The following is a 26,998-nucleotide window of genomic DNA, read 5'->3' as shown; positions in this document are numbered from 1 at the left end:
TATGAACTTCTCAGAAAATCTCGGAAAGGAGTATTTGAGAGAAAAATATGGATGTACAACGGATTACTATCTTCAAGCATTTCCTCAAAAAGCAAAACAGGCTATCCGGTCAATCCGACTTCTGGGCGATTATCAACTCCATGGTGTTATCATTCGCAGAATCATAAAGCGAAAGGGATTCGAAAAACCGCCGCAGTTTGAGGAAGTTTTAACAGCCTATGAGAAGGAATGCGAAAATAATGAATACTCCATGCGCGGAATGCGTACTAGACTGCAGCGCTTATTCTTTTTTGTGGATTATCTCTCACTACGCAGAGTAGCGGATATAAGAGAACTTACGCCAAAAATCATTTCGGATTATGTTATAAGCATTTGTCCAAAGCATGAAAAAAGTATGGCGGCCATACTTACTACACTGAGAGTGTTCTTGAGGTTTCTCTACCTAAACGGGTACACCGACATAGATTTGTCTCTCAGCGTGCCAAAGCAGAACAAATATAATTACCCAGCCGTACCATCAACATGGGATCCGGCTGAGGTAAAGCGTATGATTGAAGTTATTGATCGAGGAAGCTCTCTCGGAAAACGAGACTATGCCATCCTTATTCTTGTTGCAAAGCTCGGAATACGTGCTGGTGATATAAAGGCCTTGAAACTCTCGGATCTAAACTGGACTGACAAAACGATTACTATTACGCAAGAAAAAACAAAAGGTAAAGTTACCTATCCGATTCTTCACGACATAGGCTGGGCACTAATCGATTATCTTCAAAATGCACGACCTATTTGCGATGTGCCGTACTTGTTTGTTCGTCTACATGCCCCTTTTGAGGCCTTTGGCAAAAATGCAAATCTCCATAACATAATTACAAAATACACCCGTTTGGCCGGTATTAACGTTCCTCGCGGGGAACGGCACGGACTTCATTCTTTGAGGCACTCACTGGCTAGCGCCCTTTTGGAACAAGGTGCATCTCTTGCCATTATCTCTGAAATCCTGGGTCATGTTGATGCAAAGTCAACTTCGGTATATCTGCATACGGATCTGAATGGGTTAAAGGCCTGTGCGCTTGACCCTGAGGAGGTGTTCGCAGATGCCTGAAAGCAGACGGTTTCTGAGTTCACTAACCGTTCCAATTGAGAGCTACATCGCAGAAAAGCAAGCTGTTGGATACAAGTTCAAAAAAGGCGCTGAAATGCTGAAGAGTTTCGACTCCTTTGTGTGCAGTCAATACTTAAAAGAAACAGTGTTAACAAAGCAATTGGTTATGGTCTGGACCACCCGCAAGCCAAATGAGACGATCTCAACACAATGTGGCAGGATTTCATTGTTGCGTGGATTAGCGGAATATATGAATCGCATTGGTTACTCCGCGTATGTTTATCCCAAGTCAATGGTTACAGTTGATCGATATGCTTACATTCCCTATATATTTTCGAGTGATGAGATGAAAAGGATATTTGAGGTGTGCGACCATTATCCGCCTAATGACAGTACTCCCAATCGACATTTAGTCATGCCACTTTTACTCCGCATACTCTATGGATGTGGCCTTCGGATTTCTGAGGCGGTACATCTGACCCTACAGGATGTTGACCTTAATAAAGGCCTCTTGTATATTCGAAATACAAAGTTTAATAAAGAACGAATATTACCTATGGCGGAAAGCCTCACCGAACGGTGCCGGGAATATTGTGTAACCGTCGAAATTGGAAAGAAAGGGAACCCTTTTTTCTTCCCTTCTCCGTATGGCGGATATTATTCAGAGTCGACTATATACAAGCTCTTTAGAGATATTCTCCGGCAAGCGGGAATTTCACATTTGGGGAGGGGCAAAGGTCCTCGTATTCACGATCTGCGGCATGTCTTCGCAGTAAACTGCTTGAAAAAGTGGGTTCGAGAAGGAAAGGACCTTAACAATTGCCTTCCCTATCTCTCGGCCTACCTCGGTCATGAAGATTTACGTGGAAGCCAAAGATACCTGAGACTAACTGCCGATTTATATCCAGACATTACAAGTAAGATTGAAAAAACCTGTTCATACATCATCCCAGAGGTGGAGGTATTGTATGAAGCAGACTGATTTCGCAAAAACACTTGCGCGGTATCTGACTGATTTCCTGCCTGGACAGAGAAATGTTAGCCCTAACACGATTAAATCCTATCGCGATACCTTTAAACAATACCTAATGTTCATGCGAGAGGAACAGCGAATCAGGCCGGAAAGCATTTCGTTTGCTTGTGTAACTCCACTTAGCATTAAGAACTTTTTACAATGGCTCGAAACCTTCAAAAATGTAAGTACAAGTACCCGGAATCAGCGGTTGGCCGCTATTCACAGTTTCTTCAGATATGCCCAAACTGAATATCCGGAAATCTTATTTGAGAGTCAAAAGATCCTCGGCATACCGTTTAAAAAGAAACAGCAACAGACGATACCGCATCTCTCTATGGATCAGTTAGCTTATTTGTTCGAACAGCCTGATACGTCCACGAAAAGAGGTCGTCGTGATTTGGCCTTAATGGTCGTCCTATATGATGCAGGTGCTAGAGTGCAGGAATTGATCGATCTGAAGGTCTGCGAAGTGAGATTGGCGCAACCTCCAACGATTACCTTGACTGGTAAAGGCAACAAGAAAAGAATTGTTCCAATCTTGGCTAAAACCCGAAGTCTTCTTGAAGGTTATATGGTCGAAAACCACCTTCTCGAAAATGGGCGACAGCAAAGTCCTTTGTTTCATAACAGCAGGTACCAAGCTTTTACAAGACCAGGCATTACATATATTCTCGACAAATACTTTAAACAGGCTAAGCTCAACCATAGTGACGAGGCTTTTCCAAACCGGCTACATCCGCATATACTACGGCATTCAAAAGCACTTCATCTGTTGGAATCGGGTATAAACTTGATATATATTCGCGATTTGTTAGGACATGTTAGTGTGACCACAACTGAGATATATTTAAAATTCGATACTGAGCTTAAAAGAAAAGCTTTGGAAGCTGCATATCCCCAAGTGATGAGCGAGGACGCTCCTGCATGGGAGGAAAACAACGATATCCTTCATTGGTTACAGAACCTTTGTCGTCCCTGATTATTATGGAAGGAAATTAAAGAACATTCATTGCATTACTAAGGATGTACACTAATTTCTTTCCATAACTAGACTCTTTCGATAATTGCCTACACCAGGTGGTCCGATTAAGATTACGTTTTCATTTCGATTTAAAAAGTTGAGACTGGCCAACTCCATTATCTTGGTCTTATACCGGTAGTTATGAAAAGAAAAGTCGTAGTTCTCAAGGGTCTTATCGATGTCAAAACCGGCCGATTTCGTATTCCGTTCTACCATTCGCCGTAGTTTTCCATGTTCCTCATATCGAATGAGCTTGATCAAGAAGCTTTTGTAATCGAGTTTGTCTCTTTTAGCTTCCTCAATCAAATCATTGTAATTATTACGGATATCGACGAGCTTAAACTTTTTCAAAGTCCTGTGAATATGTTGATCCTCTGCGCTAATCGTAGGATTTACACTCAAAATTGACCACCTCCACCATAATAGGATAGATCTCTTATTAAATCAGGATTTGCTTCAGTGGTGGCAGCAACCTCTTTACCCAAACTCCCAAGCAAAATATCCACAGCCTTAACTTTTAGAGTTTCCTTTATACTGTCAATTTCATAGATATTGTGGTCAATACAGTATCCTAAGAGGAGTTCGAGGCTTTCGATGGTGTACAAATCCTGAAGCTTCAGAATTTGTCGCGCGTGGTAACTGGGCTGTTGGAGTCGTTTACTGGCCTTTTCTAAATACTCCGCACCTCTTGAAAAGGTTGCCGTAAATACACGTTTAACTTCGGGAATCGACTTTGGCGTTTTAACCGCAATTTCGGCGTAGTGTAAATCAAGTCTAGATATTGCAGAATTATTTCTTAGAAGATTATGAGATGCTATCCCATTGTTTTTTGAATCGTAGATCTCTAATCGGTAGCCATAGAAAATTTTAAAGTGAACAATCCTATCTACATACTTAACTGGAACGCTATATTTATTGCCATTTACGCTTATTAGTGAATCTAGACTAACTTTTCTTGTTTCTAAGTTTGTGAGGAAGAAATGCTTATCGGGTAATGGCAACAGGCATGGAACCGCTTCTTTAAAAGCCTCTTCTGGAATTCGTTTTGTTGTCCCGTGTTTCTGACGACACCAATCTTTAATAAATTCCTTTCCAGCTCTGTTTAATTCGATCATTGATGAAAAGGAGTTTCCTTTAATAAACTGCTCTTCGATGTAGTTAAAAGGTCTTTCCACTTTTCCCTTGGTTCGGGCTCGATACGGTGCGCAGGCATTGAGTTCTAACCCAAGATGAGCTGCCATTCTGAGAGCATCCAGATTATATTTGGTTTCTTTTCCTTCAACATTCTCAACAACGAGAGCTTTTGGGTTATCAATAATTAGTTCTTGAGTAACCCCTCCGAACTCGTTAAATAACTCTTGTATGACATCATAAATCGCATCTCCATCACAAGATAATGAGAAGTGTATCCTTTTATCTCTGCTATTGGCCATTACCAGGGAAAAACAGTACACTTTCGTGATGGCTTTATCGAGGACCACATCGTACTCAGCCCAATCAAATTGTGCTTGTTCTCCTGGTGGTGTCTCGATTCGTTGCGTTGCCTTGGGGTTAATTTGATGCTTATCGCCGTCTAATTTTTTCAAAAAGCGATATAAGGGACTAATACTTCCGGTATAACCGATCTTCTTTAATTCTCTGAATATCCGAGTTCCTATGTAATCGTATTGTGGACTTTGATACCATTCTTTAATGAGTTCTTGATAGGGATCAATCTTGCTAGCATAAATCGTTCTATTATACCGAGGTTCTTTATTGGCTTTTATTAGCTTCTTGACTGTATTCCTTGATATATGAAGTTGTTTTGCTATTTGTTGCTTTTTCACCCCATTCTTATATAGTTTCTTGACCGTTATCCAGTCTTGCACATCTCTCACCTCCGAATTTTCCTCCTTTCAACACCCTGAAAGAAGGATAATGTCTATTTCGAAAGTGGTCAATTCTATTCGTAAATCAGTGGTCAGTTTTAATTGTAAATCTATACCACTTTAGTGCTGTAAATTCAACTAAAGCTGGAAAGAACCTATTAGACGCTTACGTTTTACTAGACGCTTACCCTTATCGTGAGCGCTTACCATTCTCAATGATAGAAAGAGATTCGATTACCCTGGGGGCAATCGAATCTCTTTGTAACTATTGTCGAACCCTGAGGGGGTACGATCCCGGGGGAGATTCTCTGGGAAGTTCCCCCCGAGCCTAGGTCTGAGGTTGCTAATTAGTTTACAGCTGTGATTGTTCCTGCGACAGCTTCTGTAACAACAAAATCTTTATAAGTTGTGTTACCAGCTGCATCAGTTACTACAACTGATACGTGGAATGTATCAGTAACATCAGCAGGTGTGAGAGCTACTGTATATGCAGTTCCAGTTGCAAGCACATCAGCTTGAAGTGTAGCGGCTGCTGCTACAGTATACTTAATTGTAGCACCAGCTTCACCCGCTAATACAATCGTATTAGCAGTGAGTGTCGCTGTCGGAGCAGCAGGAGCTGCCTTATCAACTGCAAAAGTAGCACCTGCTGCACTCGTAGCGCAGACTGCTGTTACAGCATCAGAAGCAGAAACACCGCTTGTAGACTTGATCTTGGTGGAAGCAACAAATGTCATATTAGCTGTTCCATCATAATCACCATTTGTATTAGCTCCAATTGTAATCGCTAATCCATAGTTACCAACTTTAGCAATCGTAACCGGGATATTGCTAACAGGAGCAACTGTGGTGAAGCCTTTGATTTCACCAATGTTCACACCATCAAATGTCATTACACCATCGGCATCAACATCTGCTGTTGCTGTCAGAGTCGTCCAAGTAACATCCTTAACCGTCTTGAAGTCAATTGCACGATTGAAATTAACTGTAAAGGTGTCAGTTGCGAATGCTAAGGATACTGGAGCCATCGAATTTGTCGTAATACCTGTGGTATTAGCAGCTAAGTCGCCACCATTAGAACCTAAGGTATCAATGAAGTCTTCGCCAACAGTTTTGATAGTCGCATCAGCAGCAACGTCAAAGAAGTTGTCAGAACTACTAGCGAGTTGTAGGTAGACTGTCTTGGTATCAGTTGTACCAGATACAGTTCCAGCAGCGTAAGAAGATCCAACTGTGGAGAAGTCATTACCAGTCCATGTATTGTCTCCTTGGGTGATAACTAAGTCTCCTTTGAGGTTGGTAAAGCTAGCATTAGCAATAGTAGCATCAAAGCTCACAGCGATTACATCGTTAGAAACAATTACTGCACCGTCAAGTACAGGGCTGATTGCGTTTGTCGAAGCAGCTGGGGTCATGACATTGTCTGTAATTGCGATACCGTATAGGTCAGTAGATTCTGCTGGATTTAGATCAAGAACCTTGACGTAAACAGTTTCTCCAGCAGCGATTTCGTGATCAGCATCATCAATCGTCAAAAATACTGTCTTATTGGTATCATCGTCAGCATCTAATTCGGCAGTCACAACATCATAAGTGTTAGTGCCAATTACAAGTACGAAATCACTTGCTACTACTTCATCAAATCCAGGTAGGGAAGAAGCTAATGTCAGTTCAACTTCCGTAGAACTGTTAACTTTAACTGTTGTTCCAGCGGTATTGATATTTAATGCTGGTTGCTCTGCACCAATTGCGAGTGTGTCAGGTGTATACAAATTACCAGAAGAATCTGCTACTGTATATACCTTACTTGCATCAAAGTATCCAATATCAATTGAATCTGCAGCACTGAGGGTAATAGAGGACGGGAAGGTAATTCTTACTTTCTTACCACCATCAAGCACTGTAAGGTCTGTTCCAGCTGGAAGATCATTTCCGCGGAATTTGTAGTTGTCCTTATTATCTATTGCATAATCACCGGAAACAGCCATTTCCTCGTCAAATGCAATTACGATTGAATCATCCTGCCAAGTAGCTACTGCTGTAACATCACTTGGTTGCGTTGTATCTGTGATATTGAGAGTGTAAGTTTGAGCACTTGCCATCTCCGTACCAATTACATCTTCAACGCCTGAGACTTCTAGTGTGTACTTTCCACCAGACAGAGCATCGAATAAGAGAGTTACTTCATCATCTACTAATGTAGCAGAGTTGATGTCGATGACATCTCCATCTTCATCTTTTAAGACATAATTGTCTGTATCGTTTGCAGTATCCTCATCCATTGATGTAGAGAACTTAACTGTTAATTCAGAGTCACTCTCTACTGTAACACCAGTAACTTTAGGAGCTTCATTTGCAGCAACTGTTAACTCGGTTTTGTAGGTATTAACATCTACATTACCAGCTAATTTGTTACCAGAGAAATCTTCAACATTTTTAGCAAAGAAGTAGACTTTTCCAGTATCAAGTGCATTATCAGTGAAGCTGATTTCCCAAGTAGTGTCACTCACTTTAGAAATATCATCGCTGTACTTCGCAGTGTTTGACGCACTACCAGTTGTATTCCAGTAGAAATCTTTCTCCTGAATATTTCCGTCAGTAGAATTGATGTTCATACCTTCAGAGAATACAACTTGTACTTTAGACTGATCAATAACCTTAACGCTAGATACTGAAGGAGCTGCGAAGTCGTTTGTAACTGTGAATTCATACTCTGCAGGTGGTACTTTATAACCTGCATAGTCTTGAACTGCAGTCGCATTAGCCGGTTGAATCAATGTTAATGTGTGTTTACCAGCGGTAATCGCATTAACAAACTTCAGTGTCATAGTTTGACCAGATGTACCCATGGAAGCAGCTACATCAGCTACAGCAACAGGATCGCCATCTAATTCAAAGTTAGTATAGTCAGTAGCATCATTGACAACAGCATTTTTAACTGCTTCACTGAAGCTTACTGTAACATACTTACTTCCTTTTGCAACTACAGAGCTAATTACTGGTACTGTTGTATCCTTTGTTGAAATTTCGAAGGATGCTTCATCCATCTCAACTCCATCAACGGTTTTCACACCAGAAATAGTTACATCGTAGTCTTCAAAGTTGTCAAGACCAGCAACTGTTTCATCTGATTTATTGTTGATATACAGATTGACAGTTTTACCATCGGATTGTAACTCTGCAGCTACAACAGGGATTCCATCATAGTTTCCAGCAACTTCAGCAGAATCTTCATCTACTGCTTGGTTGAATACTACAACGACTTTTGCGAGGTTAATAGCACTTACACTCTCAACTGCTAATGTAGCAGGAGCTTGATAAGCAACTTTCCCAAGAACTGTATCGCTAACTGCACCAACGCCACCTAATGCAATTACTTGACTAGAAGAAGTCAGGTTATCATTAGCTGCGGTAACTGCTTGAGTAGCATCAGCAAGAACGATTGGGGATTTGGTCTTAGCAGCTAAAGGAGCACCAGCAAGTGCATCGACGAGGGATTCGCCGTTAGCAACATAGACTTTGTCATAGTTATAGGTCAATCCGTTAACAACTGCAGCGTTAGTAGCGTAGCGGTCAGCACCAGCAAGAGCTGTAGCGCCAGCAACGGTTACTTGGCCACCAACGGAGTAAGTCGGGGCAACAACTGTTTCGTTAGTAGGAATTGTACCGTCTGGATTAGCAATGACGATGGAATAGCCGTTTGCAGCAGCAAAAGAAGCAGCAGACAGTGCATCCGCTTTGCCGTCATAAGCAACAACAAAGGATCCATTGACTTTGCTCAATTTTGCTGTAACTTTAGCAGCAGTTTCCGTACGGTCAGCACCTTGAAGTTGCTCAACGGTTACGCCAGAAATAGCTTTTAAGGAAGCAACAGTTGCGTCACTTAAAGCACCGATTGCGTATACGTTTTTAGCTTTGAGATCAACAATTTTTTGTTGAACTTGAGCATCCAAAGCATCTTTGTAGGTTACGAGGATAGGAGCATTGAGTTGGCCAGCTAAAGGAGCTGCAGCCAAAGCATCAACGATGTTAGCATCGTCAGCAGAAACAACGATTACGCTGTCAGAACCTGCTGCCCAGCCATTGGCAGCAACTGCAATTGCAGTTGCAACGCGATCTGCGCCTGAGAGTCTAGTTGTAGCATCGGCAGCGAAAACGCTCATCGGTGCCATGGAGAGTACCATACCAGCGATAGCTAAAGATGCTAAAGCTTTTTTCGTCTTTTTCATGTAGTGAATTTCTCCTCTCTTTCATGTGGAACTAAAATTGTGTCTTCGGAGTTGCGGGTTTCATGTGTACTTTTTAATTAGAAACAGTATGTATGTTACCCGTATCCTCACCTAAGGTGAAAAAGTGTTTGATCTTCCACCCCCCTTAAATAAGCCGCAAATCTTTAGACATTGCGCAATATCTAAAGGCACCCCACCCCTTTTACGGGGGCGTCCCCCCCAGAGAGGCCTGAGCCTCGCGGGTGGCTTACCCTTTAGACGCATTGTAATGTAGAAACCTATATCAGTTTCTACACTCGTTATAACTATTCTGCAGAGGAAGTAATATTCCTGCTACTGCCCAAAAATATTTTATAATCTTTGGAAGCATAGCTATAACAAAATTGAATGCGAGATTAAGTATACCGAAAAAGCCTGACTTTTTCCATACCTTTCTATGGAATTCGGATTAAGAATTTATTAATTTTCCCTGAACCTTTCCTGAGTATGGCCTTAGAACCCTTGGTTAATCAGGACTCCGCGGTAAATCCCCATGGCTGCTTTCTTCTGAAAATCACTGGTTGCGACGAGCTTTTCTTCTGTTGGATTGGAAACAAAGCCCAGTTCAACCAGAATAGCAGGCATATTCGTATTTTTGATCACGTAAAAATTCGCACTTTTTACATTGCGATCTTGTAATCCCACCTGCTTAATGACTTCTTTCTGGACAGCGTTTGCTAAGGCTTTTGCCTTATCCATCTGTGGGTTATCCTCGGATATGTAGGTCGTTACTCCCCCAGCCTCTGGATTAGAAAAGGAATCATTATGTATACTGACGTAAATATCGGCCTTATTCTGATTCGCAATGTCTACGCGAGTTTGTAAATCTTTTAATTCTGTGTAGGCCTCACCGGAAGGAGGAGAGTCACTGGTTCGGGTCAAGATAACCTTTGCACCCGCTTGCCTTAGTAAATCAGCAGCGTAAAGGGCTGTCGGCAAGGTATTGTTCTTTTCATATGAACCGGTCGCACCGATGGCACCTGTATCTTTCCCGCCGTGGCCCGGATCGAGGACAACCGTTACTCCTGCTAGGAGATAGGGCGGGATAATTCTCCCCTCGACCATACCTTGAACTTGTTCGGAAAGAATGGCTTGACTTCCGACCATCACGACCCAAAGCTTATCGCCGGCATTCCCCATGGCGGAGTAGGTCATCACAGGGAGTTCATCCTTCTCAGACATAAAGAGAAAGGCATTTTGCTTCACTGCAAGCGCTCCAGCAACTAAGGCATCGGGAAAATTTTGGCCTGTAACGAGAAAAAGCTTCTGTAACGTGCCTGCCTGTGTCTGCCCTTTCAGTTTTTCTTGGGCAAACCATTGGACCCGCGCAGCAGTCTCATAACGGTCCTTGCCGGAAATTCGTGTAATGCCGCTTAACCCTTGAACGACTTCTGGAGATACCGCTCCTTCTCCACCGATGACATAGGTTTTGGCGACGGCTTCTCCCCCATTATTGAGCTTATAAGCACCGTAGGCTTCTAATGTATCCCGAGTAACTTCGGGAAGTTCATTTGAGTCTGTGAGTAGAATCGGAGTTTCTGTGAAACCTGCATACGGCCCGATGGCTAAAGCATCCGGGAAGTTTTGCCCATTTGTAAGAATGACTTGTCCATTTCCGCCCAGGCGCTCTGCGACCTGAACGGCAGTATCATAACGGTCTTTTCCCCCGATTCTTTCCCACGTTAGATTCGCGTTCTCAAGAGGGGTAGTAATTTCTTCTCCCATTACCCCGGCCCCACCGAGCAGGATGACATGCTTTGTTCCGAGGCGTTCTAGCTCCTTAAGAACGGTTGCATCGAGTTCTTCTGGGTAAGTAAGTAGGATCGGTGCATCAAGGCGCTTAGATAGGGGCACTGAGACCAGGGAGTCCGGAAAATCATCGGCTCTTGCGAGCAAGACCGTTTGGGCGTTCGTCCACCCTTCTTGGGAAATCCGAATGGCAGTTTCGATTCGTGTTGGTCCGTAGAGTCGTGTCACCTGGGCTGTTAATGGAGCTGCTTGCGTAATGGCTTGGCTCGTTAACCAAAAGCCTATGAATGCCGCAAGTAAGAAACCCCATTTAACTTTTCGTTGCCACACTGATATCCCTCCTTTTTCTTAGGTTTTCTTTATGGGTTTCGACATGGTTCAGGCAAATCCTGCAAAAATCTTCTGTCCTTGAGTGGGAAATCCTAACAGGGTTCTTATTACTTTACTGGATCAAAACCTGCACTTGTCTGATTATATCCTCTGGGACAATGCTATTCCCTCCGAAAACAAAGGAACTTTTCCCACTCCAGGGATCAATAACCTCACGTTGCTTAGCACTGGTTCCTTCGGGGGGAACAAGGACGATTCGCGAGTTATTAAGGGCTGCGACGACTCCTCCCGTTAAAGCATCCGGGAAGTTTTCTCCTGTAGCGAGAAAGACAAGGCTGCCCTCGGGAGGATACGCCTTAAGCACCGCTGCGGAAGTGGCATAGCGGTCGGTCCCAGAGAGGCGGGTAGGGCTGGGAAGGCTTCTGAAGATTACGGAGGAGATAACACCTTCTCCACCGATGATTTCCGTCTGACTCACGGAGAACTTCTTAAGAGTGGTGTCCGTCTCAGCGGGTATAGCGTTAGACTCTGTCAAAAGAATCGGGATTCCTCTTTGCGCTGCCACTGCGGCCATGGTGATGGCATCTGGATAATTGTTCCCATTTACAAGGACCGCTTCTCCGATCATGCCAAGCTCTTTGGCGATTCCCGAAGCGGTCGCGTAGCGATTTGCTCCTCCTATGCGTTGTACAGGGGCAAGCGCTTGAAGCCTGGCTTCCACGGATGTAGAGACAGCACCCGTCCCTCCTAAGAGGATAATCCTCTTAGGGTTAAGCCGCTTCAGCTCTTGCAGTACAGAATCTGGTAAAGCAGTGACCTCTGTCAGGAGAATCGGTGCATGATATTTATAGGCCAAGGGTGCTCCTGCTAAAGTGTCCGGGAAGTCATCGGAACGTGCGAAGAGGACGGTATCTGCCCCCGTCGAAAAATTGGCCTGTGAAATCTGCACAGCGGTCTGAATCCGGTCTTCTCCGGCAATCCGATTATCTTCAGGAAGGGCTTCGAAGCCGACCCGATAAATCCCAGGTTCTGAAATTCCTGCTGTAACCCCTTGAGACATCTCAGCTAATCCGATTCCCCCTCCTATCTTGAGCCAGCGTGATCCGGTCCAGTGATAAAGATAGGCTAATTGGTTATCGCCCTGCGATAGATTTTTGCTCCCTGAGACCTGATCCGACTTAAGTAAGACGGTTAAACTTAAGCTTTTCTGACTCAAGCTATCCCACTTAGCTAAGATTCCGTCCCCTGCCGAGATAATCTCTTGAGGAAAATCAGGTACTTCTTGGAGAGCAGTGAGTTGAACTGAGACACGTTTTTCTGGATCTGTTCCAAATGCTCTGGGCGGGATCGTTAATTTTGCCGTCGTGCTTGAGGCTTGTCCCGTTTCGCTTTGCACCCTTCCCCCTACCCAGGTTAAATTAGCCGGTGATGGAACATCTTCGAGCTTTTCTGCAAACCTCACCGCCCAATACGCATTGACTCGTCCAAAACCGTAGTCTGAATCACGTCCGGCTCCCCCGAGATCCAGGGCTGAATTCTCAAGGAGAATCTTTACTTGCTCTGCATTGAGTTCCGGATGAAGACCCCAGACGAGTGCAGCTGTACCAGACACAAAGGGAGAAGCCATGGAGGTCCCATCTGTCGAGGCATAGCCTGAACGATTCTGCCAATAATCACTGATGATATTCACTCCAGGGGCCGCTAATCCAGCCTGTGGCCCAGTTACGGAAAAGGAGGCCAGTTGATCTCTACTATCTGTTGCAGTAACGGCCAGAACTCCAGACTCAGCCGCTGGAAAGGTTATAGAAGCAACTGAACTACTTTCTTCTTTATTCCCTGCAGCTGCTATAAGCAAGGCTCCTTTCGCTTGAGCGTACTGAATCGCGTCTCTCAGAATATTGGTTTCCTCATTAGCCCCGATGCTTAAGTTAATGATCTGTGCCCCATGATTCGCCGCCCAGATGATTCCGTCTGCAACGACATCATCGGTTCCTTCTCCCAAGCGATTCATTGCTTTAATTGGCATAAGCTTCGCCTGATAAGCAACTCCGACGATTCCTTCTCCGTTTAGTCCTGCTGCAGCAATCCCAGCCACGTGCGTCCCATGCCCATTATTATCCTGTACGGCGGAGAGCCCCGTTTTTCCGGTGATAGCGTTATATCCTTCGACAAGATTATTCTTCAGATCAGGATGATTCACATCTACACCTGTATCAATGGTCGCGATTGTGATCCCTGCGCCTGTCGCACCAAGTCCCCAAGCCCTCTGAACCTCAGCCTTGCTTAGTCCCCACTGCTCTGAATAGTGAGAGTCTGTTACCTGTGGGCTTGTGACCTCTGCGGTCTTAATCTTCTGCGCGGGGTTTACGCTTAATACTCCCGGAGTTCTTCCGAGAGCTTTGATGGCTTCGTTCAATTGCCCGGAAGGTACAGCTAGCGTTATATAGTCAAGCGGTCCCTTCCGCAGGATTTCAGCATGGATGCTCTCGGCAATCTCCTCAGGTGATGTCCCTTGAGCAAGCTTTACAACGAATCGATTTGAAAGATCTGATATAAGCCCTGACTTCTCAGACGGATTAGCTTCCTCGGAGGTTATTAACTTCTCCGTTGATTCTATTTCCTCCTTGACATAGGCGGGATTCACTTGGGTTGCCGTGGCTACCTTATTCTCAGATACCTTGCTGTTTTCCCTCTCTTCATACCCGCTTGCTTCAAGCTGAGTGTGCTTAGGTACGGTACTCATACCGAAGAGCAGTGTTAGAATCACCCCTACGCTTATAACCCTCGCGTTCCTATTTATCATCTTAAGCATTTCCTCCCTTATCCCCATCAAAAGAGAACTTTGTTTTCGTATCATTAAATGTAGGCATTTTTGCCTTCCTTTTTTTTCTTGTATTTCTTTCGATCTAATTCCTTTAGAATTAAGACATCCTATCTTAATTTAAGATTTAAATTCGCCCCAGCAGGCTTATTTCCTTTTTCGACAAACTACTACTTGCTTTTTACAGCAAATTGGAAGGAATCTACCTAATTCTGGCGAAGTATGCAAAGATGCTACTATCAAAGTAAAGGAGATGGACATGCTGAAACGATTGAATACCCAATCTCGGCTCCCCAAAAAAGTCACAGCCACGCTTATTGCGACCTTAACTACTTTTACCCTTTTTTTCTCAAATTCCGTTCTTCCGGTAGGTCATACGAATGAGGTTTACGCGGATACACTTGCCCCTCAAGCCTTTCGTCTTGCTGGGACTTCGCGTTATGATACCGCCCTTCAGGTTTCCCAAGCGGGTTGGACACAAGCCGGTACGGTTGTTCTTGCCCGAGGGGATGATTTTCCGGATGCCCTTGCTGGTGCAGTCTTAGCTAAGAGTTCTCAAGCAAATGGTCCCCTTCTTCTGACTGAGACGGGGCAATTAACCGAGGGAGTCCTGGCTGAGATCCAACGTCTAAAAGCTACTAAAGTCTATATCTTGGGTGGAACAGGTGCCGTTTCCAGTGCAGTAGAAGCGACACTGACGAAAAACAACCTCACTGTCGAACGCTTAAAGGGCGAAGATCGCTATGAAACGGCTGCGAAAATCGCTTTAAAAGGAGTCCCCAGCTCGACTGAAGCTTTCCTTGCTGCTGGAGAGTCCTTCGCCGATGCCTTAAGTATCTCCTCCTATGCGGCTGCGAAGGGGATCCCCCTTCTCCTAACCGATGCAGGGAGTGTCCCTGAGGTAACCCTTAACGCACTTCAAACCCTTGGCGTAACGAAAATCACCCTAATTGGGGGAGAAGGGGTTATTGAACCCAAGGTAGAAACGCTTTTAAAAGAGAAATACACCGTAGGTCGCCTCGCAGGTCTTGACCGCTATGAAACAAATCTCAAGGTGTTAAATACATTGAGCTATTCCTCTGATTCCATCTATGTTGCCACAGGTGAGGACTTCCCGGATGCACTCGCTGGTGCAGTGCTCGCAGCAAAGCAAAACAACCCGATCGTCCTTGTCCCGAAACAGGATTTAAGTACGGATAGCATGGGCTATCTCAGTACCCGGCGCTTAGGCGGCTCCTCTTTCACGATGCTCGGAGGTTGGGGAGTGATAAGCTACGGTCTTGAAAGTATGATTCGAACGGGCTCTGTAAGCCCACGAATTTCTCTACAGTATTGGGATGGTTACTCAAGCCTCAACGCTTATATTCAACAGCTGTCCCGGATTCCAAACAAAACGACCGACTATGTGGACTACGTATCCCCAAACTGGAGAAAATCCATTAGTGCAGACGGTACACTTGAACTCGTGTGGGATAGTGCTTCACCTAACTACACCCAGTTGGTTAATATGGCACATGGACTTGGCTTAAAAGTTGTACCGCTGGTCAATGGAAGTGGCTCAGAAATAGACACCATGCTTAAAGATCCTGCTGCAAGAGAGAAGCTAATTGCTCAAATCATTTCCCTAGTTAAAAACACAAATTCAGACGGAGTTGTCGTTGATTTTGAGTTGCTAGATGATAGCGTAGAAAAAGATCTTACTGAGTTCATGAAGTCATTATATACTCAGCTAAAGCCTCAAAATAAAATTGTAATCATGGCCGTTATGGCACGAAGCTCATCTAGTCAATATTGGTTAGATGAATATAATTACCATGATTTATCACAATACGTCGATTATCTCCATGTAATGACCTATGATAATCACTATAGAACTTCCGCTCCCGGACCTATCGCACCCTTACCCTGGATTAGGCAAGTTCTCAATTATGTTAAAGGTGAGGGCGTCGATATGAAAAAGGTCTTGATGGGAATCCCTTACTATGGCCGAGATTGGGTCACTACAGGAAAAGATAAGGATGGAAATGATCTATATGATTCAACAGCTTATGGGTATTCCAAGGCTGTTGAAACCTTACAGCTATATAAAGCAGATATTTCTTACGAAAAATCAAACCCTGTGACCGATTCAGTGGGTACTCCTACGTTTAAATATACCGACAGCAAAGGTGTTGGGCATACAGTATATTTTGATGATAGCAAGAGCTGGAATGCTAAACTCTCTTTACTCGAAGAATTTGGACTTGCTGGAGTTGGCCCATGGGCAATGGGATGGGTAAATGACGATGATACCGCTAAGATTATTTATCCCATACTAAGACAACATCTACGTTAGGATTCTTCTGTCGATACTAACTTAGTTACCAGGAAAATGAAGAATCTAAATTACGAATAGAATGAAGAAACCTTAGCCTATCTGTTGGCTAAGGTTTCTTCATTGTTCCGAATTAAATTTTGTTGTTCTGGGCTTAATTTCAATCCCCTATTAGAACGGTGGCCTCAGACAATGATCGTGATCTCCGATGTTACGAAGCTGGCAGATCTCGTTTCCCTGTCCATCCTTAAGCCAACTGAAGGTAAAACGGATACTCATGTTCACACTAGCTTCCCATATCCCTTCTGTTCCTTCTATACGCTTAACTCTTAGTGATGGATGCCGCCAATCGTCTTCAAATTGTGCGATCTTATCCCCAAAAAGGAGTTGTGCTTGTTTTGGTATCTTTTTAAAAGCCCGTTTAAAGCGAGGAGTCCAATCAAAGATTATTGAATGCTCAATCGTCATCTTTCATTAGTTCCTCCATGAGTTCTTTTGCAGAATTAGCACGTTTTGTTAACCCTGCATCAATCTCAGCTTGAGCTTCGCGCTCCCCTGCTTGCCATTCTTCTGTCCAAAACCATTCCTGATTTGCGGGGATAACCTTTTTGGGTTCTAAAATTATTTTTCCGTCCTGTACGCAAAGCTCAAATAGATCACCATCCGATAAACGCAATTCCCGTGTTAAGTCTGCTCCAAGGGTAAGAACAGAGCGTTTTCCCAAACGTACTAAGCCGTATGATTTCCTTTTTGCTGCAGTTTGCATTCTTGTCCCTCCATCTGAAATTCAGAAGTTCTGTAAACATAGTATAACACGTTCGTTTGAATTCTAGTATAAAATTGTTTTTCATATAGAAGCCTCTCCCCTGCTAGCATAAGTACGTAGAAATGACCGAAGGCGCAAAGCCCTCGGTCATTTCTGTGTGTGCGAGATATGAAATGTAGAATCATTGAGTTTAGGAGTTCACAAATGCATCGATAGCCTTATTCACTTCCGCCCATCCCTTTAAACCGATGTGCCAAGGGTCCTGCATAAAATACTTTTCGTATTCTTTATCGGAAAAGTCGGCAATCTGAAAGCCATGATCTTGAATCATGCCACGAACTCTCTGATAGTAGGCCTTCCGCTCTCCGACTGGAAAATCAGCATAATCTGCCCATCTTCCATTGGCGGGAATGAGTACAAATAACGGCTCTGCCCCTTTATCTTCTAATATACGTAACAAAAGCTCAAAGTCTTGATACTCCTTTGAAGGGTAGAGCTTCAGATTCTTCCAGGAGCCCTTCTTTCCGTATTCTGCGTGGGAGGCATAGCTTGAATCAAGGATATTCAAGTCATTCGTGATGAGGTCTTGCCCTCGATGAACGGAACGATCGAGAAGTTTATCCCAAGCTACTCTAGGATCTGTCGGGGTAGATCCTTCTGGGTGTCCCTTTGCCTTTTGCTTCGCCTTTTGGAGAAGGGGCTGAACCTGCCTGGCATCCTGGATTTCCAGAGCTGCGAGCTTCACTTCGGCTAAGGGCCAGAGCCCCACTCTCTTCGCCGTAGAACCCCAGTCCTCCGACAGATAGGTTTCAAGGAGAAGCTTCAAATCTGGATAGTCCTTGATGACCTCTGGAACTTCAAGCACTCTCTGTGCGATTTCCTTCTTTATATCTCGAGGAAGCTTAGGATCTAAGATGACCTGATAGACATGAAGTGGTGAAGAGTTCATCGCTAAGCGTTCTGAGGCAAGTCCATTTTTTGCGGCAAACCAGTCGGGGGAGAAGGTAAAGACTAGCTTTTTCCCCTTTAGGCCATCTTGGGATGCAAGGTTTAAGACGTTGACTAAGGATTGGACAGACCCTCTGCCCACGATAAACGGGGTAAAGCCCGTTGGTTTGTTGGCAAATACTTTTGTAGGGTTAAACTCAAATCCGGTCCCGAGCTCAGAGGAGCCGTAGAAGGGCACAATTCCGTCGGTCCTAATCGCTTTGGATTGGAGTATGCTCCCGTACAGCACTTCAGGTTCAGGGTTGAGACCAACGGCCTCGATATTCTCAGGATCTTTTAACCAGACATTATCGATTATGCTTTCAGTAAGTGGCCTCATAAAAAAGACGGTTAACGCGAACAAAACAATCGCGATAACCATTGGGCCAAAGCGCCGTACTTTCACTTTTACTCCCCCGCAAGCTTACTTATCTCTATACACTTCATTCTTAGACCTAGTTTTCCTTATAGAACTCGTATAACTTCTGATCCACATCGACCCAGCCCTTCCAGGCAAGATGCCAGGGATCCCTTAGATAATAATCGTCGTACTCATGAGAGGAAAAATCCGCTACAGGATAACCTCCTTCCTTAATTAGAGTATCAAGCTTGGTATAACACTCTTCTCGTTCTGAGCGCTGTAAGCCAGTGTAATCATACCATCGCCCATTCATTGGGATGATTACAAATAAGGGCTTGACCTTTTTTTCCTTAAGCACCTGAATTAAAAGCGTCAAATCATCATACTCTGGTGAAGTGGACAGTGAATCATTCTTATCCGTATCCTTCTTTTCCTGAAGCTTGGGGAGAATATTGTCTTGATAGAAGGTATTATCCATACCGAAGGGGTTATTCGTCGTGGAATTCATCCCTTCGACCTGAGCTTCTTCACGGAGCTTGTCCCATGCCACGGGTTGGACAGAGGTGTCTTGAGAGGAATAGTCATTTATAGTTTTTTGCGAAAGTCTTCTTAGATGCCATTCCGTCTTAACGATGTCCCGGATTTCTAAAGCAGCGTATTCCATATGAGCAGGGACCCAATTCAAGGTACGATCCGCTTCAACCCTATAGCCCGATTCCAATTCATCTGATAGCAGCTTCTTAAGATGTGGATAATCAGTATAGGCTCCTGGAAACTTAAGAATTCGTTCCGCTATCTGACGCTTAAGCCTTGGCGAAAGCTTTGAATTATAAAGTATCTGATAGGCCTGCAGGGCTGAGAAATTTCCCTCAAAGAAGGATTGGGGTATACCCCCTTTTGCATACCATTGGGGGGTTAAAAAGATAGCAACCTTCTTCCCCTCTAAGTCCTTAAGGGAAGCAAAATTCAATACATGGATGATGGTCTGGGTTCCTCCCTTTCCGACCAGGAACGGAGTCACTCCTGTCTCAGGAGTTAGTACTTTAGCCGGGTGATAATCCTTAATCATAGACATCTCAGACGATCCATACATAGGGAGTACCCCTGGGGTACTAAAGGCCTTCTGCTGAAGGAGTAAACCTTGGAAGGTATCAAAATGTGGGTTGACTCCCATCGCCTTGACCACACCGGGCTTTAAATCAACGTTTTCTGTCCAAGCTTTCATACCTCGGATAAGAAAAGTGATACTAAGCACAAAAAGAAGGATCGTAAAAAGAAAAATGCAAAGCGGATGACTTAGGAAGTGACCCAATTTGCTTATTCTTTCCGAAACATACTTCTTCTCTGGTTTTATAATTTGAAGTTCGAGGGACATTGAAATCTCCCTCCTTTATTTTTTAAAATTTATTGTCTAAGTTTATCGAAATTTAGGGACACTTCTATATTACCGCGAATTCTTTAATAATCAACTGGAAAATTAAGAATGTTGTTAAACTACATAAAATTAAAGGATGCCTCTGGTGAACCTCATTTTGGTGGATTCACTCGAGACATCCTTTTTGTACGTTCAATCATGATAATAGTGCATCACTTAGCTATAAGTTTCATGAAAAAGTCTGGTCTTACCCGAGTCGACCGGAGAAAATGAGGAAGCCAAAGAAGACAAAGTGTGCGGTGACGACTGTAGCTAACGCATCCCAGACCCGACCTTCACCCCAGAAGTGTTTGCTCTTATTCTGCCGCTCTAACCAGTCATAGCCAATCATGATTGCCGCGTGATAGAAACCATAAGCAATATATTGAAGCTGGGTCCCATGCCAGATTCCCATGATACCAAATAAGAGAAGATAGCCGATATAAGCGGAGGCATAGCGATTCTTAAAGCGCTTTTTCTTAGCGGAATCTAGGACGAAACGCATGTAGATGTAATCTCGGAACCAGAAGGATAGTGACATATGCCAACGATTCCAAAAATCCTTAATGTTCTTCGAGAGGAACGGTTTGTTAAAGTTCTGAGGGGTCTTAATCCCAAGAAGGTAACTCGTTCCGACCGCAAAGGCACTATATCCAGCGAAGTCAAAGAAGAGATAAAAGCTATAGGCATACATATACTTAATCGTTGCGACAAATCCTGAGACTTGAGTTAAAGGCGCTAAGGCGTACTTATTAATGAGGTACGCGATGATGAACTTATAAAGCAACCCTCGGAAGATGAGATCAATTCCCTCACCAATTAAGCCTAAGTAGTCCGTTCTGGAAGGCGGCTTGGTTAAATCCTCGACGAAGCGCCGATAACGGTCGATTGGGCCAGAGGCTAGGGTGGGGAAGAATAAAATATAAAGCATAAAATCAAGGAATTTTACTTCTTTGATGAGACCATCGCGGATTTCAATCACGGTTCCAGTGGTCCGAAAGGTTAAATAAGAAATCCCTAAGAACCCGATGGGGGTGCTCAATATCCCAGTCGCGCTAAAAACCGGATTCAGCTTAACTAAGACAAGGGGTAAAATGCTGGCTAGAACTGCTAGCAGATACACTCGCTGAAGGGTTTTCTTATCCTTACCCTTTTCACTCTGCCTAAAGGCCAGAAAACCTCGGACGAGGATGTAGCCCCAAAGGAAATAGGTAACCACCTGAGCTAGCGCGATGACGGGCCGATAAACCACCCAGAGCATCAAAAGGGTAGCAACGATAAGCCATATGGCTCGGATTCGCCCGGAAACCCCTAAGAGTCCTAGAAGCACTGCAGTAACTAAGGGAACGAGCATCAAGGCGAAGAAGGAGAAATTCTCATAAGGAATCATCGGATCCCTCCCAGAAGAGCCCTTCGATCGACTTTACCGTTCGGGGTCATAGGCATGGTCTGAACATAGGTGAATCGTCTTGGAATCATGTAGTCTGGAAGGCTCTGACGTAGTGCTTCCTTGAGGGCTTGGGATGTCTTGAATTCTTCTGTCACGGTTTCTGTAGTTGTCAGGAAGGCTTGCAAGTATTCGACCTTGCCCTGCTTCTCGATGGGAAGAACAACGGCATTCTCTACCTCAGGAAGCTTTCTGAGATTCTCTTCTATGTCTCCAAGCTCAATTCGGTAACCATGCAGCTTGACCTGAAAATCTAACCGACCATAAAAGAAGAGCTGCTCACCCTTGAAGGCTCCTGCATCTCCTGTCCGGTAAGCTTGCCAAATTGTCCCGGCTTCATCCTGCCAGGAGAAGAAAGCTTTACGGGTTTGCTCCGGGTTATTGAGATACCCTATGCTGACGTTCGGGCCAGCAATGATGATTTCTCCCCGCTCTCCGTTTGGCAGGTTCTGTGGGGCATGTTTCAACTCAGCCTCCTGCATGGCTTGATCCAAGGCCTCTGAATCGCAAATGAGGACTTGGGCATCGGGCTTGGCTTGTCCGACGGGTAGCGGATTATAGGTCGCTAAAATATCTGGAGTGACCGTAACGGTCGTTACTGCCACAGTAGCTTCTGTCGGACCGTAGAGATTTTCAACCTTCGCTCCCGGGAACCGCTCGATAAGCTTCGCTGCTGTGTCATGGAGTAAGACCTCTCCACAAAAGAGAAAATGCTTCAGCTCTGGTAGGAGTGTCGCGTTAAAGCTTTTATCCATGAGGCAGATCTCCGCAAACGAAGGAGTAGAAACCCAAATGGTTACGCCTGAGCGTGAGAAAGACTGAAATGCCTCTCGAAGGTTGGCAATTTCCGCTTTATCTATGCTCCAGAGGGTTCCTCCGGTGCTTAAAGACATGTAAAGATCCATGACCGAGAGGTCAAACGAGAAAGGAGCTTGGTTTAGGAAGACTTCCTTCTTCGCGATCGGGTTATAGGCCGTATTGACCCAGTTTAAATAACTCTCAAGAGCCCCCAGGGTAATTTGAACCCCCTTAGGCGTGCCCGTACTTCCTGAGGTATAGATGATATAGTAGACATCCTCTTGACCCACCTGCCACTCCAGGGCTGGTGCTTGTCCAAGATATCTTCTATCAGACCGGTGGATCGATAGCTTTTCCTGAACGACTAATCCCTCTTTCCTTAACCCTTCAGGGACTTCCTGCGGGGAAAGAAGAAGCTTCGCTCCAGAGGCTTCAATAATCTGGCGTACCCTTTCAAGGGGAACTGTGGTATCCACGGGGACATAGGGATGCCCGGATTTAATACACGCCAAGAAGGCTACAAGCATTTCATTTTCTTTATGACCATAGACAACAATAGGAGAGTGGGCTTCCTGCTCTTCCCCTAATTTCTCATGAATCCATACTGCAAGTGCATCAGAGAACTGCTTTAACTCCGAATAGGTTAAAGCCTGCTCTCGGTGCTGATGAGCAATGCGTTGTGGGCACTCAACTGCCCACTGGTCGATGATTTCTCTTAGCATAATCGTCCCCACTCGCTTTTAGAAGTTGTTATAGATATAGGGTGCTGGTACGTGCTGTTTCTGAACAAAATAAAGAATGAAAAGTGCCATTAAAATGAAGTAGTAATAAAATACCCGTCCAAACCACCGAGCGGTCGGACTCCACTCTTTACCCTTTGTGATAAAACTTGTCCAATGCTTCATCGACGTACACCCATCCCTTCCACCCTAGATGCATGATATCTTGCAGAAAATAGGGTTCATATTCATGTCCGGAAAAATCCGCCACTTCAAAGCCGTTCTTTTGAATCATATCGTTAACCCGTGCATAATACGCTTTTCGCTCTTTTTGAGAAAAGGAGATATAGTCATACCACTTCCCATTAGTCGGAACAATGATAAAGAGAGCTTCCGCATCCTTTTCGTTAAGCACATCCATCAAGATTTGTAAATCTTGATACTCTGGTGAGGGGTAAAGACTTAATCCTTCAGAAGATCCCTTACTTTTCTTAAGGTCTGGGGCAATATACTTTGTATAATAAGAATCCATCACATGGAAGGAATTGTTTCTTGTAAGTTCTTTTCCCCGTTGCTCGGCTGCTTTCCGAAGCTTCGCCCAATCTAAGGAGCTTGTCCCCGCCTCCCAATTCACGTTTACGGTATCTGCATTTCGATTGACAACATCTTCTTTTAATAAAGGTAAAAATTGAGCCGTTTCCATCGCATCTCGAAGCACGAGTGCCTGGAGTTCAGTCCACCCCGCCACTCGATAGACCGCCGTATAGGGGGCCTCTACCCAGCTTCTAAGTCCGCTGTCTCCGTAATGACGAAGATTCCTCTCAAGCGTCGGGTAACTCTTCAACACTTCCGGGTACTCTAGCAAGCGGGCAATAATCTGTCCTCTGATCTGGGATGATAAGGTATCATCATAAAGTATCTGATAGGCCTGTAAGGGAGAAAAATTTTGCGCTAAATATTCGGTTGTGATCCCTTGAGGGACAAACCACTGTGAAGAAAGTATAACTGCAACCTTTTTCTCTTTCAGAGTATCCCCTTGAGCTGCCAAGCTTAGACTATGGACCAAGCTCTGGCTCCCACCCCGCCCAACCAGAAAAGGAACAAACCCCGTTGGTTTTCCATCAAAGACCTTCCAGGGATGGAATTCTGACTCAGCGGAAAACTCCGAAGATCCGTAGAGGGGCAAAATATCAGGAGTGGTCAGCGCTTTTTCTTGGAGAACCACTCCCTGAAAAGCGATCGGGGTTTGTGAGGATCCGGCTGCTTGCACGACACCTGGTCTAAAGTAGAATCGATCGAGAACTGCCCTAGTTATTGGTTCGAGAGAGGACAGGGTGAGAAAGAAGAGAATGAGTGCCACGATGACTGGCCCCAAACTTCGTCTGATCATTTGCCGAAGCGCTCCTCAAGGTACGCTATAATCTTATTTGGAGTAGACCACATCTCGCGATCTACTTCGGTGGGAGCGACATCGATATCTAGTTCCTCTTGAATCGCTACAAATAATTGGATTATCCCGAAGGAATCAAGTAAACCGTTAAAGAGCTCGATATCTGGATTCCTCTTGATTTCGTCTTCTCCGGTGATCTCTGCTAGTTGGTTTAGAATGACTTCGCGTATCATAGTGATCCTCCTAGTATTTAGTATTTTTTAGGGTCTTTTTATCTGGGTCGGCGGCGAGCTGCATTGCTCCGTTCATCTATAGGTTCAGAGCTCGAATGCGAGGGAGCATTCGGCCGTAGGCATCGCTAGTCGTCTTCGCTACCTCGCTGAACCTCTGGGTAATACCTGATGTGAACCGTAGCTCGGCTTCACGCTACGTCTCCGGCGCTCCCCTCGCTCTTCGGCCTAAAAGATTCTCTCCGCAATGCAGCTCGCCTGCTCATAGGCTCATTATGTACTTTTATGTGCCATATTGATTGCTTATAAGTTCTTCGTGCTATTAGTTCTTCGCTCTGTTAGTTCTTTATTATACTATCTAATTGCTCGTTTTTCGACTTATATGCATCTACGATTAATGAAAGTTAAAGACCATACTCTTTCATACATTGAGCTGGTCTGAATAACCTTAACATAATTGCCTAGTATCTCTAATTCCTAGTATGGCTTACGCATTTAGTATGCCCCTTTACCGGTAAGCACAACAAATACAGTTTTCCAAAGGATTTGGAGGTCAAGCCAAAAGCTCCAGCGATGAACATACTCTAAGTCGTATGACATTGTCTCAGCTAAGGTCAACTCGCTTCTTCCGTTAACTTGAGCTAGCCCTGTGACACCGGGTAAAAGATTCAATCGTCTGTGCTGCTCAGTGGTGTAGTGCTTCACGATATCCGGAACTTCGGGTCGTGGCCCAACTAAACTCATGTTCCCTATCAAGATATTCAAAAGCTGTGGCAGCTCATCAAAGCTCAGTTTACGTAAGAAGCGACCACTTGGTGTAATCCGTGGGTCATCTTTTTCCTGAAAGGTGAAATTCTCTAAGCTTTCTAACTTAGCCAACTTCGCTTTCATGATCTCATCTGCATTCGTCACCATCGTCCTGAATTTATAGATGGTATAGGGCTTGCCATGAAGACCGATACGGGTCTGCTTGAAGATGATTGGACCTGAGGAGTCCATCCGAATCCAGAGTGCGATAAAGAGGAGTAAGGGCGAGAGCAAGATGAGCAAGACGAAGGATACGAAGAGGTCAAGCACCCGCTTCGCTAGCAACTGCCAGCGTGAGTATGTGATAGGGTACTCTTTTCCTGGCTGACTTATGGATTCTCGTGCGGCTGAGTTCTGTACCATCTTGATCACCTCCTCGTACTTTAGATATGTTGGTATGATATATTCTAGACCCCTAGATTGAGTGTCTGACTTCTGATTCGATACTCAGGTATGTATCTTCAGTATGTATTAGGAGTGAGGCTGTGCGGTTATAATCTAACTCTCAGGTTCTGCGTCTCGTAGCAAGCTGGGCATGGTAGACTCGCTCCATCTGGGTCACATTATTTTTCCAGTCATAATGTTCGAGGATAAAATCCCGCCCGGCTCTCCCCATTCGACGTCTCTCTTCTGGATGTTCTATAAGATACTCCATCGCTTGGGCTAGGGAGTCCACGTTTTCGGGTTCTACCATGAGGCCTGTTACTTGATCTTTCACGACCTCCGGAAGTCCTCCGACTCGGCTTGCAATGATAGGACGCTCACAGGCGGAACCCTCCACTGCTGTGACTCCAAAGCTTTCCTTACGGGAGGGAACAACTACGACATCAAGGCTACGATAGAACTCCGCAACTTCAGAATTGGGGATGGCACCGATCCATTCGACCTTGTCTGCTATTCCCAGCCTCCCTGCGAGTGCCTGGAGCTTCCAAAGCTCGGGCCCTGCACCTGCGATCCGTAAAAGGGCACGTCCGGGCTCTTTCTCCTCTAAGAGAGCAAAGGCTTTTAAAAGAAGGTCTAAGCCGTAGACTGGCTGCAAATATTTCGCAACTCCAAAAACGATTTTTCCTGGCGAGGCAGTATCTTCGTTCTTCGGTGGGGAAAATAGTTCGACATCCACCCCGAAGGGGATCACTTCTATATCCTTTTTCTCTTCCAGATAGATTTCCATCTCCTCGGCCATAACATGACTCGTCGAGCAGAGAAAGTCGGCTTTACCTAGAATCCACTGGAGTAGATAGCGGTGGAACGCGGATTTGCGTGGGAAGGAGAAGATGTCACTTCCCCAGGCAGAAAGGATAAACGGGTGTTCTCCCGATAGTGCCCCAAGGAAACCAAAGCTGGTCGCATAGTGGGCATGCACCAAATCTGGTCGAAGCTCCCTAACTTTACTCTCCACCCAACGGATCCTCAGGATGAAGTCGATTTTCCCGCCTAAAGCTTTCGGTACGACATGGACTGGAACATTAGGAATCTCAGCAGGAAGAAAACTGATTAGCTCAACAGCCCATCCCCGGTGGGATAGCTCAATCGCCCATTTCTGGGTGTGGGGGCTTGCAGCGTTCGCGAGTAGACAGAGCTTCGGCATTTC

The 26,998-nt window shown here is 44.8% G+C and carries 19 protein-coding genes; 4 read left to right on the top strand and 15 right to left on the bottom strand.

Features of this window, described 5'->3' with window-relative positions; all coding sequences use genetic code 11:
- The first annotated feature begins 1 nt into the window (after position 1).
- From ACZ42W_RS02285 to ACZ42W_RS02275, 3 genes are read left to right on the top strand one after another with little or no spacing between them, the layout of a single operon-like run.
- Positions 2-1,102, top strand: coding sequence for a site-specific integrase (locus tag ACZ42W_RS02285; protein ID WP_464168145.1), 1,101 nt, complete (start codon positions 2-4; stop codon positions 1,100-1,102).
- On the top strand, positions 1,095-2,084 hold the full coding sequence (locus tag ACZ42W_RS02280) for a tyrosine-type recombinase/integrase (protein WP_464168144.1): 990 nt from the start codon (positions 1,095-1,097) through the stop codon (positions 2,082-2,084). Before ACZ42W_RS02285 ends, ACZ42W_RS02280 begins: the two co-directional genes overlap by 8 nt.
- Positions 2,071-3,096, top strand: a complete 1,026-nt coding sequence (locus ACZ42W_RS02275; RefSeq protein ID WP_464168143.1) for a tyrosine-type recombinase/integrase — start codon at positions 2,071-2,073, stop codon at positions 3,094-3,096. Before ACZ42W_RS02280 ends, ACZ42W_RS02275 begins: the two co-directional genes overlap by 14 nt.
- Positions 3,097-3,147: 51 nt before the next feature.
- On the opposite strand, the gene ACZ42W_RS02270 is transcribed toward ACZ42W_RS02275, so the two are convergent.
- From ACZ42W_RS02270 to ACZ42W_RS02250, 5 genes are all read right to left on the bottom strand, one after another.
- Positions 3,148-3,540, bottom strand: coding sequence for an ATP-binding protein (locus ACZ42W_RS02270; protein ID WP_464168141.1), 393 nt, complete (start codon positions 3,538-3,540; stop codon positions 3,148-3,150).
- Positions 3,537-5,015 (bottom strand): IS21 family transposase, encoded by a 1,479-nt coding sequence (gene istA, locus ACZ42W_RS02265; RefSeq protein WP_464168139.1) that lies wholly within the window; start codon positions 5,013-5,015, stop codon positions 3,537-3,539. Before istA ends, ACZ42W_RS02270 begins: the two co-directional genes overlap by 4 nt.
- Before the next feature lie 338 nt (positions 5,016-5,353).
- The gene (locus ACZ42W_RS02260; protein WP_464168137.1) at positions 5,354-9,235 is read right to left on the bottom strand and encodes a cell wall-binding repeat-containing protein; all 3,882 of its coding nucleotides are present in this window, start codon (positions 9,233-9,235) and stop codon (positions 5,354-5,356) included.
- A 492-nt stretch (positions 9,236-9,727) separates the two neighbouring features.
- On the bottom strand, positions 9,728-11,353 hold the full coding sequence (locus ACZ42W_RS02255; protein ID WP_464168135.1) for an N-acetylmuramoyl-L-alanine amidase: 1,626 nt from the start codon (positions 11,351-11,353) through the stop codon (positions 9,728-9,730).
- Between the two features lie 112 nt (positions 11,354-11,465).
- Positions 11,466-14,156: a S8 family serine peptidase gene (locus tag ACZ42W_RS02250; RefSeq protein ID WP_464168133.1), complete on the bottom strand. Its 2,691-nt coding sequence runs from the start codon at positions 14,154-14,156 to the stop codon at positions 11,466-11,468.
- 277 nt (positions 14,157-14,433) lie between these two features.
- Between ACZ42W_RS02250 and ACZ42W_RS02245 the strand changes: the two genes are divergently transcribed.
- Positions 14,434-16,509, top strand: a complete 2,076-nt coding sequence (locus ACZ42W_RS02245; protein WP_464168131.1) for a cell wall-binding repeat-containing protein — start codon at positions 14,434-14,436, stop codon at positions 16,507-16,509.
- Positions 16,510-16,659: 150 nt separating this feature from the next.
- Here ACZ42W_RS02245 and ACZ42W_RS02240 read toward each other — a convergent pair whose 3' ends face one another.
- The 10 genes from ACZ42W_RS02240 to ACZ42W_RS02195 form a co-directional block, all read right to left on the bottom strand.
- Positions 16,660-16,956 carry a cytotoxin gene (locus tag ACZ42W_RS02240; protein ID WP_464168129.1) on the bottom strand — a complete coding sequence of 99 codons (297 nt, stop codon included), beginning with the start codon at positions 16,954-16,956 and terminating at the stop codon, positions 16,660-16,662.
- The gene (locus tag ACZ42W_RS02235) at positions 16,946-17,254 is read right to left on the bottom strand and encodes an AbrB/MazE/SpoVT family DNA-binding domain-containing protein (RefSeq protein WP_464168127.1); all 309 of its coding nucleotides are present in this window, start codon (positions 17,252-17,254) and stop codon (positions 16,946-16,948) included. The genes ACZ42W_RS02240 and ACZ42W_RS02235 overlap by 11 nt, the downstream gene beginning before the upstream one ends.
- Positions 17,255-17,444: 190 nt before the next feature.
- Positions 17,445-18,647 (bottom strand): D-alanyl-lipoteichoic acid biosynthesis protein DltD, encoded by a 1,203-nt coding sequence (gene dltD, locus ACZ42W_RS02230; RefSeq protein ID WP_464168126.1) that lies wholly within the window; start codon positions 18,645-18,647, stop codon positions 17,445-17,447.
- Between the two features lie 49 nt (positions 18,648-18,696).
- Positions 18,697-19,977, bottom strand: a complete 1,281-nt coding sequence (gene dltD / locus ACZ42W_RS02225; RefSeq protein WP_464168125.1) for a D-alanyl-lipoteichoic acid biosynthesis protein DltD — start codon at positions 19,975-19,977, stop codon at positions 18,697-18,699.
- Positions 19,978-20,224: 247 nt separating this feature from the next.
- Positions 20,225-21,406, bottom strand: coding sequence for a D-alanyl-lipoteichoic acid biosynthesis protein DltB (gene dltB, locus ACZ42W_RS02220; RefSeq protein WP_464168124.1), 1,182 nt, complete (start codon positions 21,404-21,406; stop codon positions 20,225-20,227).
- Positions 21,403-22,983, bottom strand: a complete 1,581-nt coding sequence (gene dltA, locus ACZ42W_RS02215; RefSeq protein ID WP_464168122.1) for a D-alanine--poly(phosphoribitol) ligase subunit DltA — start codon at positions 22,981-22,983, stop codon at positions 21,403-21,405. The genes dltB and dltA overlap by 4 nt, the downstream gene beginning before the upstream one ends.
- A gap of 148 nt (positions 22,984-23,131) precedes the next feature.
- A complete protein-coding gene (dltD, locus tag ACZ42W_RS02210) occupies positions 23,132-24,370 on the bottom strand; it encodes a D-alanyl-lipoteichoic acid biosynthesis protein DltD (protein ID WP_464168120.1) in 1,239 nt (412 codons plus the stop codon).
- A complete protein-coding gene (gene dltC / locus ACZ42W_RS02205) occupies positions 24,367-24,603 on the bottom strand; it encodes a D-alanine--poly(phosphoribitol) ligase subunit 2 (protein ID WP_464168118.1) in 237 nt (78 codons plus the stop codon). The genes dltD (ACZ42W_RS02210) and dltC overlap by 4 nt, the downstream gene beginning before the upstream one ends.
- Before the next feature lie 492 nt (positions 24,604-25,095).
- The gene (locus tag ACZ42W_RS02200) at positions 25,096-25,770 is read right to left on the bottom strand and encodes a sugar transferase (RefSeq protein WP_464168116.1); all 675 of its coding nucleotides are present in this window, start codon (positions 25,768-25,770) and stop codon (positions 25,096-25,098) included.
- Positions 25,771-25,912: 142 nt separating this feature from the next.
- Positions 25,913-26,995 (bottom strand): glycosyltransferase, encoded by a 1,083-nt coding sequence (locus ACZ42W_RS02195; protein ID WP_464168114.1) that lies wholly within the window; start codon positions 26,993-26,995, stop codon positions 25,913-25,915.
- Positions 26,996-26,998 lie beyond the last annotated feature (3 nt).

The sequence above is a fragment of the Desulfitobacterium elongatum genome, assembly GCF_055378975.1.
The sequence above is the reverse complement of the archived record's forward strand: the minus strand, read 5'-3'. Positions and strand labels throughout refer to the sequence as shown.

Bases quoted from the DNA above. Each gene is read 5' to 3' on its own strand.
- ACZ42W_RS02285 (WP_464168145.1), top strand. From the start codon at position 2: ATGAACTTCTCAGAAAATCTCGGAAAGGAGTATTTGAGAGAAAAATAT.
- ACZ42W_RS02280 (WP_464168144.1), top strand. From the start codon at position 1,095: ATGCCTGAAAGCAGACGGTTTCTGAGTTCACTAACCGTTCCAATTGAG.
- ACZ42W_RS02275 (WP_464168143.1), top strand. From the start codon at position 2,071: ATGAAGCAGACTGATTTCGCAAAAACACTTGCGCGGTATCTGACTGAT.
- ACZ42W_RS02260 (WP_464168137.1), bottom strand. From the start codon at position 9,235: ATGAAAAAGACGAAAAAAGCTTTAGCATCTTTAGCTATCGCTGGTATG.
- ACZ42W_RS02250 (WP_464168133.1), bottom strand. From the start codon at position 14,156: ATGATAAATAGGAACGCGAGGGTTATAAGCGTAGGGGTGATTCTAACA.
- ACZ42W_RS02245 (WP_464168131.1), top strand. From the start codon at position 14,434: ATGCTGAAACGATTGAATACCCAATCTCGGCTCCCCAAAAAAGTCACA.
- ACZ42W_RS02240 (WP_464168129.1), bottom strand. From the start codon at position 16,956: ATGACGATTGAGCATTCAATAATCTTTGATTGGACTCCTCGCTTTAAA.
- ACZ42W_RS02235 (WP_464168127.1), bottom strand. From the start codon at position 17,254: ATGCAAACTGCAGCAAAAAGGAAATCATACGGCTTAGTACGTTTGGGA.
- dltD (WP_464168125.1), bottom strand. From the start codon at position 19,977: ATGTCCCTCGAACTTCAAATTATAAAACCAGAGAAGAAGTATGTTTCG.
- dltB (WP_464168124.1), bottom strand. From the start codon at position 21,406: ATGATTCCTTATGAGAATTTCTCCTTCTTCGCCTTGATGCTCGTTCCC.
- dltA (WP_464168122.1), bottom strand. From the start codon at position 22,983: ATGCTAAGAGAAATCATCGACCAGTGGGCAGTTGAGTGCCCACAACGC.
- dltD (WP_464168120.1), bottom strand. From the start codon at position 24,370: ATGATCAGACGAAGTTTGGGGCCAGTCATCGTGGCACTCATTCTCTTC.
- dltC (WP_464168118.1), bottom strand. From the start codon at position 24,603: ATGATACGCGAAGTCATTCTAAACCAACTAGCAGAGATCACCGGAGAA.
- ACZ42W_RS02200 (WP_464168116.1), bottom strand. From the start codon at position 25,770: ATGGTACAGAACTCAGCCGCACGAGAATCCATAAGTCAGCCAGGAAAA.
- ACZ42W_RS02195 (WP_464168114.1), bottom strand. From the start codon at position 26,995: ATGCCGAAGCTCTGTCTACTCGCGAACGCTGCAAGCCCCCACACCCAG.